The following is a 13,023-nucleotide window of genomic DNA, read 5'->3' as shown; positions in this document are numbered from 1 at the left end:
ATGACCTTCGCCATCGACCGCATCGATCACGTCGTCATCAACTGCCGCGACGTCGAGGCGACCGCGCAGTGGTACAGCTCGGTGTTAGGCATGTCGGTCGAGCGGTTCGGGCCGCACCGCCGAGTCGCCTTGAAGTTCGGTCTGCAGAAGATCAACCTCAGACCGACGGGCGCCGACAATTGGCATACCGCCGAGGTGGATTCCCCTGGATCGGAAGATCTCTGCTTCGTGACCACCGACCCGATTGCCGACGTCGTCGACCATTTCGCTCGCCTCGGGGTGATCGTTGTGGATGGGCCGGTCGAGAAGATCGGCGCGCTGGGGCTGATGACGTCTGTCTACTGTCGCGACATCGACGGCAACCTCGTCGAGGTGGCCCGGTACCCGGATTCGGATGAGAACATGAGGAATGGCCACGTTTCCGGTGCTGGACCTGACTCCAGATGAACTGCTGACCACCACCCGAACAGTTCGTAAACGACTGGACCTCGACAAGCCGGTGCCCTTGGACCTGATCAAGGAATGTCTGCAGATCGCGTTGCAGGCACCGTCGGGATCCAATCGGCAAGGGTGGCAATGGGTCGTGATCACAGACCCGGAATTGCGCGCCGGGGTCGGACGTATCTACGGCGAGCAAGTCGAGAAGTATCTGAATTCTCGTGCGTCGGCTGCCAAGCTGTTCGCCGACAACCCAGATCGCGCTCCTGTGCAGCAGCGAGTCGGGGACAGCGTCGCATGGCTGGGTGATCGAATGGGCGATGTGCCCGTGCTGGTGATTCCGTGCATCAAGGCGAGCGCCGACTTGCCTGCGGGCAATCAGGCAGGTCTGTGGGGGTCGCTGTTGCCTGCGGCATGGAGCTACGCCCTTGCTGCGAGGGTCCGTGGACTCGGCACCGCATGGACAACGCTGCACCTCGAACGCGAAGCCGAAGTGTCCGAATTGTTGGGAATACCAACGGGATTCCACCAGGCGGCGTTGATACCCACTGCGTACTACACGGGTGAGTCCTTCAAAGTGGCGCCACGCGAGCCCATCGATTCCGTTCTGCACGTGGACGGTTGGTGAGCGACGAGCGTCCCGCGTTGGCCGAACTGCGTGGCCGCAGAGCTCGCACGGAGGACTCGGCGCGACCGGACGCGGTGGCCAAGCGGCACAGCGCGGGTGGTCGCACCGCGCGGGAGAACGTCGCCGATCTGGTGGACGACGGGTCGTTCGTCGAGTACGGCCGGTTCGTCACCGCTGCGCAGGAGCAACGCCACGACGTCGAGGATTTGATCGCAACGACACCGGCTGACGGGCTGATCGGTGGTACGGCACGGATCAACGGTGCTGTGTTCGGAGACGCGTCGGCGTGCGCAGTGTTGTCTTACGACTACATGGTGCTCGCGGGCACGCAGGGCATGCGTGGCCATCGCAAGTCGGATCGCCTGATCGCGTTGATCGAGCGGATGGGTTTGCCGACAGTGTTTTTCGCGGAGGGCGGTGGCGGTCGGCCGGGGGATACCGACATTCCGGTGGTGTCTGCGCTGGACGTGGAGTCGTTCGCGCTGTGGGCACGTTTGTCGGGCCGGGTTCCGCGAATCGCGATCGTCGCTGGTCGGTGCTTCGCGGGCAACGCCGTCATCGCGGGCTGCTCCGATCTGATTGTGGCAACTGCCAATTCGAACCTCGGTATGGCCGGACCGGCGATGATCGCAGGCGGCGGGTTGGGCACCTATCGGGCCGAAGACATCGGCCCGATCGAGGTGCAGAGTGCGAACGGTGTTGTCGATGTCGTAGTCTCCGACGAGGCCGAGGCGGTCGCTGTCACGAAGCAGCTGATCGGCTACTTCCAGGGCACGACGAGTCCCGGCGCGACGTCCGATCAGAGCATGTTGCGCGATGTCGTTCCGGAGCGCGAACGGGCGGCGTACGACGTCCGGCCCATCATCTCCACCGTTGCGGACGTCGGTAGCGTGACGTTCCTTCGCGATAGGTTCGCGCGGGAGCTGGTGACGGCGTTGGTGCGCATCGAGGGTCGTCCGGTCGGTGTGATCGCCAACCAGACATTGGTAATGGCGGGAGCGATCACCTCGGACGCGGCGGACAAGGCCGCGCGGTTCCTGCAGCTGTGCGACTCGTTCGGCTTTCCGGTCGTGTCTCTGGTCGATACGCCGGGGATGATGGTCGGTACCGATGCGGAGCAAACGGCCTTGGTGCGGCACACGTCACGCCTGCTGGTTGCCGGAGCGCAGGTTCAGGTGCCGTTGATCGGCGTCGTACTGCGGCGCGGTTACGGACTCGGCGCACAGGCGATGCTGGGTGGAAGTACACACCAGCCGTTGCTCACGGTGGCTTGGCCCAGTGCCCATCTCGGGCCGATGGGACTCGAAGGGGCGGTCCGGCTGGCGATGCGCAAGGAGTTGGCTGCGATTGCCGATCCCGTCGAACGCGAACAGCGGGTCGCCGAGCTGACTGCGGTGTACCAGTCGCATGCGGCCGCGTTGAACAGCGCGCGCTACTTCGAAATCGACGACGTGATCGATCCGAGCGACACCCGATCCGTCATAGCTGCGACTCTCGGCGCCGCTGCGTCAGGCGGTCGATTGCAGGGCAGCGGGCGCACCGTCGACACCTGGTGACCGATCACGTCATGCAGGCAGCGCGAATGGTCCAAACGACTTGAGGAGAGTTCGGCGCAGCAAGGCGACGAGCACTGCGGCGCCGGTGACCGCCATCCATAGCGGGAGTGGGTACAACGCAAGCCGTTCGCCGGTGCCGAACTGCAGAGTCTTCGCGAGCAGCAGAACACCGCCGGTGATTCCGGTGATCGCGCATAGTGCAGACCACACTGCGACCCAGCGATTGTGGTTCCAGAAGTGCCACGCGATGATGACGAGAACCACATGTCGGGCGACGAATCCGGGCAGCACTGCCGACCAGTGGACGATCGTGCCGTCGTTGGCGGGGAAGATGCCGGTGGCGGCCGTGCTCGCCGCGATCAGGGCGGCAAGCACCAGAATCCAACGCTTGCCGACAACGCTCGGAATGTGACGGCTCAGGAGCAGGGCGCCTAGAAAAGTCACGATGCCCAGTGCGATGAAGGAAAAATTCATCACGTCGTGCAGCGGTGAACAGCTGCCGGCCTCGCACGTGGTCACGCCCAGCGAGCTGATCGAATCGTGCGCGAAGCTGTACGGCGTTTTCCACGCGGCTGCGGTGAAGACCTCAGCGAAGAGGTACGCGAACGACAGCACCCATGCGAGACCTGCGACACCATGGCGAAGGTTGTGTGTGATGGAACCGCTCCCTGATCGATCGTTGCGAAATGCATGCCTTGATCGCAGGTGATTCAAATAATTTCGAACCAAGAGCGGAAATCGCCGGACGAAGAGATCGTAGTGCATCAGGCTGAGTACACGCTGTGAGCGAGCGGAGGTAACGCGATGGCGCAGCTGGTCTATACGGGCATCATGTCCGTCGATGGGTACATAGCGGACAAAGACGGTAAGTTCGACTGGAGTGCTCCCGACGACGAGGTGCACGCCTTCGTCAACGACCGCGAAGCTTCCATCGGCACCTATCTCTACGGCCGACGGATGTACGAGGTGATGCGCTATTGGGAAACGGCGCACACCCTTGCCGGGCAGTCGGCGGTCACCCGGGACTTCACCGAAATCTGGCAGGCAGCCGACAAGATTGTCTACTCGACCACCCTCGAGGCCGTATCGACCGAGCGGACCAGACTGGAGCGATCGTTCGACCCCGCCGAAGTCCGCCGCTCGACAGACGCAGCCGACCGCGATGTCGGCGTCGGCGGCGCCGCTCTGGCTGCCCACGCGATACGAGCGGGCATCGTCGACGAGTTTCATATGTACGTCACGCCGCACATCGTCGGCGGTGGCACGCCCTATCTACCCGACGACGTCCGGTTGGAGCTGGAACTGCTCGACGAGCACCGGTTCACCAACGGCGTCGTGTATCTGCGGTATCGAGTTCGCTGAATTGAACCGGCTCACCTAGCCGGACAGCTCTTCGATGATCGCCGCTGCGAACGCGTCCACGTCGTCTTCGGTGGTATCGAACGCGCACATCCACCGCACCTGGCCTGCGGCGCGGTCCCAGTCGTAGAAGGCGAACTTGCTTCGAATGCGATCGGCGGCTTCGTTGGACAGCGATGCGAACACCGCGTTGGCTTCGGTCGGCTGGGTGAATGTCAGTCCGACGGGTTCGGCAGCTACCAGTGCGGAACGCAGCCGTGCGGCCATGGCATTGGCGTGCGCCGCCGATCGAAGGTGCAGATCGTCGGCCAACAATGCCAACAACTGTGCCGATACGAATCGCATCTTCGACGCGAGTTGCATGGTCATCTTCCGCAGGAACTTCAGGCCATCAGCGGCAGCGGGGTCCAAGACGACGATCGCTTCGCCGTAGAGCATGCCGTTCTTGGTGCCGCCGAAGCTGAGGATGTCCACACCGGCATCGCTCGTCAACGCGCGCACCGAGACACCGAGTGCAGCAGCCGCATTGGAGATCCTGGCCCCGTCCATATGGACTTTCATCCCGAGATGGTGAGCGTGGTCGGCAATCGAGCGAATCTCGTCGACGGTGTAAATCGTGCCGAGCTCGGTGGATTCGGTGATGCTCACAGCAAGTGGCTGCGCGCGATGTTCGTCGCCCCAACCCCACGCCTGCCGATCGATGAGATCGGGCGTGAGCTTGCCGTCCGGGGTGTCGACTGTGAGCAGCTTGAGTCCCGTCATTCGCTCGGGTGCGCCGCCCTCGTCGTTCTCCAAGTGCGCGGTCCTCGCACAGACGACGCCGCCCCAACGGGGGAGCAATGCCGTCAGTGCCGTCACGTTAGCGCCGGTACCGTTGAAAACGGGGAACACTTCGGTGCGCTCGCCGAACTGCGTCTTCATGACCTCGCGTAAGCGCGCTGTGTAATCGTCCGCACCGTAAGCGCTTTGGTGTCCACCGTTGGCGTCCACGATGGCTTGCAGCATCTCCGGGTGCGCTCCCGCGTGATTATCACTGGCGAATGCGCGCTTCGAGACGTCGTGCAATCGGGTCACAGTGCTACTCCTGAACGAGTGCGAATACGAAACCGTCCCATCCCTTCGATCCAACCGTCTGCAGCACCGTCGAATCGAGGCGGGGTTCGTTGCCGAGCATCTGCAGCAGTTCTCGGCTCGCGACCACTCGGGACTCGGTGGCGTTCGCGTCGGCTACGCCACCGGCCCGAACCACGTTGTCCACCACGATCACCGAGCCTGGGCGGGTCAATCGAAGGGCCCACTGGACGTAGTTGGAGTTGTTCTCCTTGTCGGCGTCGATGAAGACCAGATCGAAGATATCGCCGCGCTCTGCCACCTTGGGCAAGGTATCCAGCGCCGCCCCGACTTCGATTGTCACCCGGTCGCCGATGCCTGCTCGGTCGAGGTTGGCGCGCGCCACAGTTGCATGCTCCGGCTTGTATTCGAGCGTGCACACCGAACCCTTCGGCCCCACCGCGCGCGCCAACCAGATGGTGCTGTAGCCACCGAGCGTGCCGATCTCCAGAACCTCGCGGGCCCGCACGGATCGCGCGAGCAAGTGCAGGAACTTTCCTTGAGCGGGCGATACGTCGATCGCGGGTAGGCCCGCGGTCGCGTTGTCCTGCAATGCCGAGTTCAGTGTTTCGTCGTTCTCGAGCACCGTTTCGACGATGAATCGGTCGACGTCGCTCCAGTCAGGTGTGGTCATGTCTCCAGTGTGCCGAGGACCTCAGACCGTGACTACAACTTTTCCGCGCGCGCGTCCATCTCGCATATGTGCGATGGCTGCCACCGTGTCCGGCAGTGGAAACGCTCTGTCGACGACCGGCATGATCGAGCCGGACTCGACGAGGTCGACGAGCGCCGCAAGTTCGGTAGCCTTCTCCGACGCGATCAGCGTCGTCAGTTTCTGAGATACGAACGGAGACAGCATCAATGCGCGCAGCTGGCGATCGGTTCCGCCGAGGATCCGCCCGCTCGTTTCGCTGCCGACTATCACCAGAGTGCCGTGTTGATCCAACGCGGTCCGGAGCTGTCGCAACGCTCGATTGCCGCCCGTGTCGACAATGACGTCGTAGTGGCTGTTCGTGTCGATGTCAGATTCGGTGTAGTCGATGACGTGATCGGCACCGATCGACCGGACCAGGTCCACCTTCGACGCGCTGCACACGCCCGTCACCGTGGCCCCGAGCGCTTTGGCGATCTGCACGGCGTAGGTCCCGACGCCCCCGGATGCTCCGATGATCAGCACGCTCTGACCACTCGCGACCTGCCCGCGGCCCCGCACGGCTTGCAGGGCTGTGATTCCGGAAATCGGTAGTGCTGCAGCCTGTTCGAAGCTCAGCGATGCCGGCATGCGCACAACTGTGTCCGCTGTGCCGACGGCATATTCGGCGAAACATCCTTCGGCGATGCCGAACACCTTGTCGCCGACACGAAAGTCCGTCACGTTCCGGCCCGTCGCGGCGACGATCCCGGCGACTTCGCGTCCACGGATCCGCGTCCGTGGACGGCACACCCCGTAACCCGCCAACCGGACGGGGTAGGGAAGTCCTGCCATGAGATGCCAGGCGCCGCGGTCCACACCGGCGGTGTGCACGCGGATCAGAAACTCGTCGTCGCCCACGCTCGGACGCTCGACGCGCTCGAGTCGGAGAACGTCTTCGGCTTCTCCGTATTCGTCGTGCACCATCGCCTGCATGGTCGTGACCTGCGATATGTCGATCGGAAGTGCGGGCTGTGCGTCCATGGCGGGCTCCTTCGATTCTTACTTACATCGTAAGTATGCCACTTACGATGTAAGTTCTGTCAAGGCGTCGAAGGGAGTGGGTATGGCGGGGCAGCAGCCAGAAGCGCGGGTCAGACTGAACCGCGCGAAAGTCGTCGCAGCAGGCGTCGCTCTGGCCGATGCGAACGGGATCGACACCCTCACCATGCGCAAACTAGGTGAGTCGCTGAGCGTGGAGGCGATGTCGTTGTACAACCACGTCTCCAACAAGGTCGACCTACTCGACGGTATGATCGATGCTGTCTTTGCCGAGGTCGAGTTACCGAACGGCGATGGTGGTTGGAAGGCGCAAATGCGAGCGCGCGCTTTTTCGATGCGCAATGCGATGCTGCGCCACCCGTGGGCGACGGCGTTGATGGAAACCCGCACCACACCTGGAGTAGCAACGCTGAAACATCACGACGCCGTGATCGGCACCCTGCGCGATGCCGACTTCTCGGTAGTCCTTGCTGCGCATGCTTTCTCGGCCTTGGACAGCTACATCTACGGCTTTGCGATGCAAGAGGTTGCGCTACCGTTCGATACCGGAGAGGAAGCCGCGGACGTCGCGGCAGCGATCATGGCGCAGTTTTCGTCGGGCGAGTATCCGCATCTCACCGAGCTCACGGTCGAGCACGTGCTGAAGCCTGGTTACAGCTACAGCGACGAGTTCGGGTTCGGCTTGGAGTTGATTCTCGACGGTCTGGAGCGGGCACTCACGCTGGACTCGGAAAGCCTGGCCCGGTAACTGGAAGTCTCCTGCTCGAGACCACAATGGGGGAGTGCGGATGTTGTCGTCATTGGATGAATGGATCGCGGGCGGCGAGCACGCGACGCTGACAGGGCACCGGGTGTTCTACCGGCAGGACGGTCCGGTCGACGGGCGTCCCGTGACGTTGGTGCATGGCTTTCCGACGTCCTCGCACGATTGGGAGCCGATCGTGCCGGCGTTGGTCGAAGCCGGTTGCCGGGTCACGACGCTCGATCTCCTGGGTTTCGGTGCGTCCGACAAGCCGCAAGGCCACGACTATCGAATCGCCGAGCAAGCGACGATCGTCGAATCGCTGTGGACGCATCTGGGCATCACCGGTACTGCCCTCGTTGCGCATGACTATGGCGTCAGCGTTGCTCAGGAACTGCTCGCTCGCGACTCGGCCCGTGTCTCACGCATGGCCTGGCTGAACGGCGGCCTGTATTCGGACCTGTACCGGCCCTTACTGATTCAGCGGGTGATTCTCAGCCCGATCGGCTCGATTCTCGTCCGTGGCATGACTGAGACGTCGTACCGGGCATCATTGCGGAAGACCTTGGGGCGACCGATCTCCGACGAGGACTTCCACGAAATGTGGCGGTCGACCAGCAGCAACGACGGCATTCGCGTCCAGCACCCGTTGATGCGCTACATCGGCGAACGCAAGGCCAACGCGCAACGATGGCAGCACGCACACGAGTCGTACCCGGGTCCGACACTCTTCGTGTGGGGGCCGGTCGATCCGATCAGTGGCAGACACGTGTTGCCGCGCCTGCGGGAACGGCTGCCGCAGGCGAAGATCGTTGTGCTCGATGATGATCCGGCGACCGGCCATTACCCGCACGTGGAAAACCCGACAGCCGTCGCTGCCGCGCTCGCACCGTTCCTCGGCGCCTGATCGCTCTACTGGGCGTCGTATTCGTCTGCGATACGGGTTCGCTCCCTGGCGATTTCCGGCGCGCGCGCCGCGGTCGCTTCGTCAGGGAACGGACCGAGGCGATCCCGCGTGCCGCAGACGTTTCCGTGTTCGGGCTTCTGATGCTTGACGCAATACCACCAGTCGAGACCATCCGAATCAGACATACCCCGAGCGTGGCACACCGGTCGAACTCTCGCTACCGATTCGCCGATCGGCACTGGACCTCGCGCTAGCTAGCCAGCCGCTCGTCGTAGCTGTCTGAGGCTCGACCTGCCTTGTCGTCCAATTCCGCGAAACCTGGTCGCTTGGTCCCGATGAACGCGACCAGCCACGATGCAACTGCCGCGAAGCGATTCCGGAATCCGACGAGGTAGAACAGGTGGACTCCGAGCCACGCCAGCCACGCGACGAAGCCCTTGAACTGGATCCACTTGTTCACCTTGGCGACTGCGCTGAATCGCGTGATGACAGACATGCTGCCCTTGTCCCAGTAGGTGAATCGGGCTCCCGGGTTCTTCTTGCGCCGGATGATGTCGGCCGCGTGCCGTGCTTCCTGCATCGCGACCGGAGATTGACCGGGATAGCCCAACAGCGATGTCATGTCGCCTACGGCGAAGATGTTCGCGTAACCGCCGACGGTGAGGTCGCGGTTGATGAGCAACCGTCCTGCCCGATCCGTCTCGCATCCGGTTGCGTCGGCGAGCACACGAGCGAATCCGCCCGCTTGAACCCCCGCCGACCACACGACGGTCGCTGCGGCAATATCCCTGGACGTGCCGTCCTTGCTCTTTACCGTGACACCGTCGGCGTCCATCGCCGTCACGAACGTTTCCAATTGCACATCGACGCCGATGCGTTCGAGCGATTGTTTGGAGTATTCCGAGAGCCGCCCGCCGAACGGCGGCAGCACTTCATCGGCGCCCTCCACCAGGTGAACCGAAACTTCTTGGTGGAAGTACCGTTTCGCAAGTTCCTTGATCTGCCCTGCAACCTCGACGCCTGTTGCGCCCGCGCCGACGACGACAAAGCTGAGCAGTTTCCGACGTAGTTCCTGGTCGCCCGTCGACGAGGCCTGCGCGAATACCGACTTGATCTGGGTACGCAGCTTCTTCGCGTCGTCGATAGTCTTCAGCGCGTAGCTGTGTTCCTGGAACTCGTCGTGGCCGAAGTACGCCTGCGATGCGCCGGTTGCCGCGATGAGGTGCTTGTACTGCACGCAGTGTTTGACGCCGTCCGCCGCGTAGGTGACCACACGGCGATCCGCGTCGACGTCGACGACATTTCCGACGCGTACGTCGGCCTCGTCGCGGCGCCGGAGGACCTTCGCGATGTTCGGCGCGATCTCGTGAGCCTCCAGGACGCCGGTCGCCACCTGGTAGAGCAGCGGCTGAAAGAGGTGTTCAGGGGTGCTGGAGATCAGGACGTAGGGGATATCCGATTTGGACAGCTGCTTGGCAGCCGCGAGCCCACCGAATCCCGAACCGACGATCACTACTTCCGTGGCGTCCATGACGAGCCACCCCTTTCTATGACTTATAACCAATACCCATACAAGTAGCGAAAGAAGTCTTTGACAAGCGCATTATTCAGATAGCACTTATCTGCTTCGCTCATGAATAGGATGGTCGCATGGAGTTACGCCAGCTCACGTACTTCGTCGCCGTCAGTGAAGAGCTCAGCTTCAGCAGGGCAGCGCAACGATGTTTCATTTCACAATCGGCGATCAGCCACCAGATCGCCCGGTTGGAGCGCGACCTCGATGCCACTCTCTTCGACAGGTCGACGAGGGCGGTGACACCTACCGATGCGGGCCTGCGCCTGCTGCCACTCGCGCAGCAGATGCTGGGATTGCAGACGATGATCTACTCTGCCGTGCGGGCCCCCGGAAGCCGAATCCGCCTCGCGGCGAACATGTCCTTCGCGGCAAGATCGCTGTCGGCAATCGCAGACATTCGCGCCCGACATCCGGACGCCGAAGTCGAGTTCGTGATCAAAAGCTTTCATCACCGCATCGACGCGGTCGCGAGCGGCGATGCGGATGTCGCGCTGATCCGAGGCCATATCGACAGGGCGGACCTGCAGGTGAAGCAACTCTGGGTCGAGGATCTGATAGTCGCAACGGCAGCAACGCACCCGCTTGCGCAGTCGGAGACCGTGAATCTCGGTGATCTCGCCGACTATCCGCTGCTGATGCCGCCGGCATTCGAACAGGTGTTGTTGCACAAGGTCATTCGCGAGAGCTTCGAGAAGATCGGGGCGACACCGATGTACGGTGCGCCGATCCCCAGCGATCACACGGCGACCATGGAACTCATCAGCTATCCGGACGCGTGGACGGTGATCTACGCGGAGACTCCCGCGACCGGAATCTCCTGTATGCGCGAAGCCGGTGGCAGGCTGCGGATTCCGGTGTCTGCAGTGACTCGATCAGGCGCTGGGCGGTCGATCTTGGTGGAGGAATTGATTGCGTTCATGACCGCGCCGACGCCACACCGACAGACCGGCTAGGGTGCGATTGTGACGACTACTGCCGATCTCGTGTCCTCTGCCTCCGCCAAAATCGGTGCCTTCGGCTCGGCGTACTACTTCGTTCCAGAGACCGGTGCAGTTGCGCAGGAGCACGGGCTCGACATCTTCCGGCTGTACTTCCTGGGCCGTGGCGGCGTGCTCGGAAACGTCGAACCGTCCGTCGTGGCGGCAGCGTTCGGCTATTTCGAGCCCGGGTTGATCGAAAAGATGTGGATCACGGCGCAGAAGCGGAGCAGCCTCTCGCCCCGCGAAGCCGGTACCTTGTACTTCGAGGTGTGCGGCGAGTTCGGTCGGCGCAATTTCGCGAATGTCGATAATCTCCAAGCCTTTTGCGATGCGGCCGAAAAGGTGAGCAATGCTGTTGATCCTGCCGGACTTGCGCTGTACGCCGGCCTCTCGGTTGAGCCGCTTGCCGAAGATCTTCCTGCGCGCGCAATGCAGCTGATCGCCGTTCTACGTGAGTTCAAGGGCGGCGTGCATCTGATGTCGGTCGTCACGTCGGGCCTGAGTCCGAAGATCGCGCACGGTGTTCGGCGCCCGGACTTCTGGCAGGCTTTCGGCTACTCGGCGGAGAGCCTTCCGACCGGAACGGATGAGGAACAGCGAGTTCTCGACCAAGCCGACGAGCTGACGGCGCGGCTGATCACGCCGGTCTACGGAGTTCTCACGGAATCAGAGGGCGACGCGCTGGAGGCGGGCTTGACCGCGATGGGCGCAGCGATGCCCGAGAACGCGTCGATTCAGCTCGACAAGAACCCGGCGAAGAACGCCCGAATGTAGGCAATCGCAAACTCGTTCAGCACGAATTGAAGGAAGCCGAAGCATGACACCGATTCCGACCGGCCGCTTACGCGCCACCGCGACAGGCTTCGATCTCGAGATACCTCGTACCTTTCACGCCGACATCGACGATGTGTGGGCGAGCGTGACCGAATCCGACCGCACAGCACAGTGGTTCGGAGCTTGGGAGGGCGAGAGCGGCGCGGGCAAGTCGATTCGAGTACAGATGCGCTTCGAAGAGGGTGCACCGTGGATGGACATGCGCGTCGACGTCTGTGCTGCACCTCGGCACCTTGCTCTCTCGACGAGCGGCGAGAGTGGCGGCTGGAAGCTCGAACTCGAGCTCGAGCAGAGTGGCGAGACCACCACGTTGGTGCTGATCCAGCATCGATCGGATCGAGAGGGACTCGGCGAAATCGGGCCGGGATGGGAGTACTACCTCGACAATCTCGTGGCCTCGCGCGATGGCGCGCCGCTGCCGAGCTTCGACGACTACTACCCGGCTCAGCAGGGCTACTACGAGGCCCTTCGCTGATCGTCAGGCAGCGAGCTCGCCGATAGAGCTGCAGTCCCGCGGTCCAAGTCGATATCCATCTGCCGTGGGGCGCCGTCGGAGTCGTCGTCTCGAAGCATCGACGTCGAGTCTCGATGGTCGAGCTCCATGCGTTTGCTGCCGTAGAAGAGGGCCGTGAGCTCGTCGACATATGTGGCGGACAGTGTCGATCTCAGTTGGCTTCTTCGTTTTCTACGTAGCTCGAAGCCGCCGACTGCCAAAAGCACCAGGACGCCGAGCGGAAGGCTCAGACCTAGAGCGGTTGCCATGAGGCCATACTACCGTCGCGGCAGCAGCGAGGCACGTCCGTCACGCTTTCGTCATCGGTCGATCAGCCTGTCCGGCGTTGTCCCGCAGTACTTTCGGAAGGTATGAACATCAGGAAAGTGCCGGGCCGCGGCCGGATCATCGCGCATTCGTTCGCTGTCGCCGTAATCGTGACAGCAGCTGCTTCGGCAGCAACCACCACGGCCGTCGCATCGGTTCCGGCCGACACCGTCGTCTGTGTGATTCATTCTCCGACAGGCGGATCGACGCAAGTCGACCTGTCGCCTCGCGACTGTGCTGCAGCGGTGATGTCGGCCGCCATCGATCAGCAGCGAGAAGATGCTCGCCTGGATCGGCGACATGATCGGCGGTGGGACAAGTTCGACGACCATCACGCCCAGCTGCCGAAACCGCTGGATCAGAACATGATTGAATCGTAA

At 62.7% G+C, this 13,023-nt stretch carries 17 protein-coding genes; 10 read left to right on the top strand and 7 right to left on the bottom strand.

What is annotated here, in order from left to right:
• From FOY51_RS19535 to FOY51_RS19525, 3 genes are read left to right on the top strand one after another with little or no spacing between them, the layout of a single operon-like run.
• Positions 1 to 447, top strand: coding sequence for a VOC family protein (locus FOY51_RS19535; RefSeq protein ID WP_149431930.1), 447 nt, complete (start codon positions 1 to 3; stop codon positions 445 to 447).
• Positions 410 to 1,066 carry a nitroreductase family protein gene (locus FOY51_RS19530; RefSeq protein ID WP_149431929.1) on the top strand — a complete coding sequence of 219 codons (657 nt, stop codon included), beginning with the start codon at positions 410 to 412 and terminating at the stop codon, positions 1,064 to 1,066. Before FOY51_RS19535 ends, FOY51_RS19530 begins: the two co-directional genes overlap by 38 nt.
• A complete protein-coding gene (locus FOY51_RS19525) occupies positions 1,063 to 2,622 on the top strand; it encodes an acyl-CoA carboxylase subunit beta (RefSeq protein WP_235916517.1) in 1,560 nt (519 codons plus the stop codon). The genes FOY51_RS19530 and FOY51_RS19525 overlap by 4 nt, the downstream gene beginning before the upstream one ends.
• 9 nt (positions 2,623 to 2,631) lie before the next feature.
• Here FOY51_RS19525 and FOY51_RS19520 read toward each other — a convergent pair whose 3' ends face one another.
• Positions 2,632 to 3,234: a hypothetical protein gene (locus tag FOY51_RS19520; RefSeq protein ID WP_149431965.1), complete on the bottom strand. Its 603-nt coding sequence runs from the start codon at positions 3,232 to 3,234 to the stop codon at positions 2,632 to 2,634.
• Between the two features lie 192 nt (positions 3,235 to 3,426).
• Between FOY51_RS19520 and FOY51_RS19515 the strand changes: the two genes are divergently transcribed.
• Entirely contained in the window at positions 3,427 to 3,984 is a 558-nt protein-coding gene (locus tag FOY51_RS19515) for a dihydrofolate reductase family protein (protein WP_149431928.1), read from the top strand.
• Positions 3,985 to 3,999: 15 nt separating this feature from the next.
• Here FOY51_RS19515 and FOY51_RS19510 read toward each other — a convergent pair whose 3' ends face one another.
• Genes FOY51_RS19510 through FOY51_RS19500 form a run of 3 tightly spaced genes read right to left on the bottom strand, consistent with a single transcriptional unit; the run spans position 4,000 to position 6,766 of the window.
• On the bottom strand, positions 4,000 to 5,055 hold the full coding sequence (locus FOY51_RS19510; RefSeq protein WP_149431927.1) for a threonine aldolase family protein: 1,056 nt from the start codon (positions 5,053 to 5,055) through the stop codon (positions 4,000 to 4,002).
• 4 nt (positions 5,056 to 5,059) lie between these two features.
• Positions 5,060 to 5,725: an O-methyltransferase gene (locus FOY51_RS19505; protein ID WP_149431926.1), complete on the bottom strand. Its 666-nt coding sequence runs from the start codon at positions 5,723 to 5,725 to the stop codon at positions 5,060 to 5,062.
• A 21-nt stretch (positions 5,726 to 5,746) separates the two neighbouring features.
• A complete protein-coding gene (locus FOY51_RS19500; RefSeq protein ID WP_235916513.1) occupies positions 5,747 to 6,766 on the bottom strand; it encodes an NAD(P)-dependent alcohol dehydrogenase in 1,020 nt (339 codons plus the stop codon).
• Between the two features lie 82 nt (positions 6,767 to 6,848).
• Here FOY51_RS19500 and FOY51_RS19495 point away from each other — a divergent pair, with 82 nt between their 5' ends.
• On the top strand, positions 6,849 to 7,532 hold the full coding sequence (locus FOY51_RS19495; protein WP_149431925.1) for a TetR/AcrR family transcriptional regulator C-terminal domain-containing protein: 684 nt from the start codon (positions 6,849 to 6,851) through the stop codon (positions 7,530 to 7,532).
• A 40-nt stretch (positions 7,533 to 7,572) separates the two neighbouring features.
• Positions 7,573 to 8,433, top strand: a complete 861-nt coding sequence (locus tag FOY51_RS19490; protein ID WP_235916511.1) for an alpha/beta fold hydrolase — start codon at positions 7,573 to 7,575, stop codon at positions 8,431 to 8,433.
• Positions 8,434 to 8,438: 5 nt separating this feature from the next.
• Here the strand turns inward: FOY51_RS19490 and FOY51_RS19485 are convergent, their stop codons facing one another.
• Positions 8,439 to 8,618, bottom strand: coding sequence for a hypothetical protein (locus FOY51_RS19485; protein ID WP_149431924.1), 180 nt, complete (start codon positions 8,616 to 8,618; stop codon positions 8,439 to 8,441).
• A gap of 65 nt (positions 8,619 to 8,683) precedes the next feature.
• Positions 8,684 to 9,964 carry an NAD(P)/FAD-dependent oxidoreductase gene (locus FOY51_RS19480; protein ID WP_149431923.1) on the bottom strand — a complete coding sequence of 427 codons (1,281 nt, stop codon included), beginning with the start codon at positions 9,962 to 9,964 and terminating at the stop codon, positions 8,684 to 8,686.
• Between the two features lie 119 nt (positions 9,965 to 10,083).
• On the opposite strand from FOY51_RS19480, the gene FOY51_RS19475 reads away from it, so the two are divergent.
• The 3 genes from FOY51_RS19475 to FOY51_RS19465 are packed head-to-tail and all read left to right on the top strand — an operon-like array spanning position 10,084 to position 12,298.
• Positions 10,084 to 10,962 (top strand): LysR family transcriptional regulator, encoded by an 879-nt coding sequence (locus FOY51_RS19475; protein ID WP_149431922.1) that lies wholly within the window; start codon positions 10,084 to 10,086, stop codon positions 10,960 to 10,962.
• 9 nt (positions 10,963 to 10,971) lie between these two features.
• Positions 10,972 to 11,763, top strand: coding sequence for an SCO6745 family protein (locus FOY51_RS19470; RefSeq protein WP_149431921.1), 792 nt, complete (start codon positions 10,972 to 10,974; stop codon positions 11,761 to 11,763).
• 43 nt (positions 11,764 to 11,806) lie between these two features.
• A complete protein-coding gene (locus tag FOY51_RS19465) occupies positions 11,807 to 12,298 on the top strand; it encodes an SRPBCC family protein (protein WP_149431920.1) in 492 nt (163 codons plus the stop codon).
• On the opposite strand, the gene FOY51_RS19460 is transcribed toward FOY51_RS19465, so the two are convergent.
• Complete coding sequence (locus FOY51_RS19460; protein ID WP_149431919.1) at positions 12,280 to 12,585, bottom strand: DUF6191 domain-containing protein; 306 nt, start codon at positions 12,583 to 12,585, stop codon at positions 12,280 to 12,282. The two genes, FOY51_RS19465 and FOY51_RS19460, sit on opposite strands and share 19 nt — an antisense overlap.
• 102 nt (positions 12,586 to 12,687) lie before the next feature.
• Between FOY51_RS19460 and FOY51_RS19455 the strand changes: the two genes are divergently transcribed.
• Positions 12,688 to 13,023, top strand: a complete 336-nt coding sequence (locus tag FOY51_RS19455) for a hypothetical protein (RefSeq protein ID WP_149431918.1) — start codon at positions 12,688 to 12,690, stop codon at positions 13,021 to 13,023.

Source organism: Antrihabitans cavernicola (assembly GCF_008297975.1).
GTDB classification, from domain to species: Bacteria; Actinomycetota; Actinomycetes; order Mycobacteriales; family Mycobacteriaceae; genus Antrihabitans; species Antrihabitans cavernicola.
Note: the sequence above shows the minus strand (reverse complement) of the source record. Positions and strands in the feature narration are given on the sequence as shown.

What these genes read in the sequence shown, in the direction of transcription:
- FOY51_RS19535 (WP_149431930.1), top strand. Translation starts at nt 1, where the DNA reads ATGACCTTCGCCATCGACCGCATCGATCACGTCGTCATCAACTGCCGC.
- FOY51_RS19530 (WP_149431929.1), top strand. Translation starts at nt 410, where the DNA reads ATGGCCACGTTTCCGGTGCTGGACCTGACTCCAGATGAACTGCTGACC.
- FOY51_RS19515 (WP_149431928.1), top strand. Translation starts at nt 3,427, where the DNA reads ATGGCGCAGCTGGTCTATACGGGCATCATGTCCGTCGATGGGTACATA.
- FOY51_RS19505 (WP_149431926.1), bottom strand. Translation starts at nt 5,725, where the DNA reads ATGACCACACCTGACTGGAGCGACGTCGACCGATTCATCGTCGAAACG.
- FOY51_RS19500 (WP_235916513.1), bottom strand. Translation starts at nt 6,766, where the DNA reads ATGGACGCACAGCCCGCACTTCCGATCGACATATCGCAGGTCACGACC.
- FOY51_RS19495 (WP_149431925.1), top strand. Translation starts at nt 6,849, where the DNA reads ATGGCGGGGCAGCAGCCAGAAGCGCGGGTCAGACTGAACCGCGCGAAA.
- FOY51_RS19490 (WP_235916511.1), top strand. Translation starts at nt 7,573, where the DNA reads ATGTTGTCGTCATTGGATGAATGGATCGCGGGCGGCGAGCACGCGACG.
- FOY51_RS19485 (WP_149431924.1), bottom strand. Translation starts at nt 8,618, where the DNA reads ATGTCTGATTCGGATGGTCTCGACTGGTGGTATTGCGTCAAGCATCAG.
- FOY51_RS19480 (WP_149431923.1), bottom strand. Translation starts at nt 9,964, where the DNA reads ATGGACGCCACGGAAGTAGTGATCGTCGGTTCGGGATTCGGTGGGCTC.
- FOY51_RS19475 (WP_149431922.1), top strand. Translation starts at nt 10,084, where the DNA reads ATGGAGTTACGCCAGCTCACGTACTTCGTCGCCGTCAGTGAAGAGCTC.
- FOY51_RS19465 (WP_149431920.1), top strand. Translation starts at nt 11,807, where the DNA reads ATGACACCGATTCCGACCGGCCGCTTACGCGCCACCGCGACAGGCTTC.
- FOY51_RS19460 (WP_149431919.1), bottom strand. Translation starts at nt 12,585, where the DNA reads ATGGCAACCGCTCTAGGTCTGAGCCTTCCGCTCGGCGTCCTGGTGCTT.
- FOY51_RS19455 (WP_149431918.1), top strand. Translation starts at nt 12,688, where the DNA reads ATGAACATCAGGAAAGTGCCGGGCCGCGGCCGGATCATCGCGCATTCG.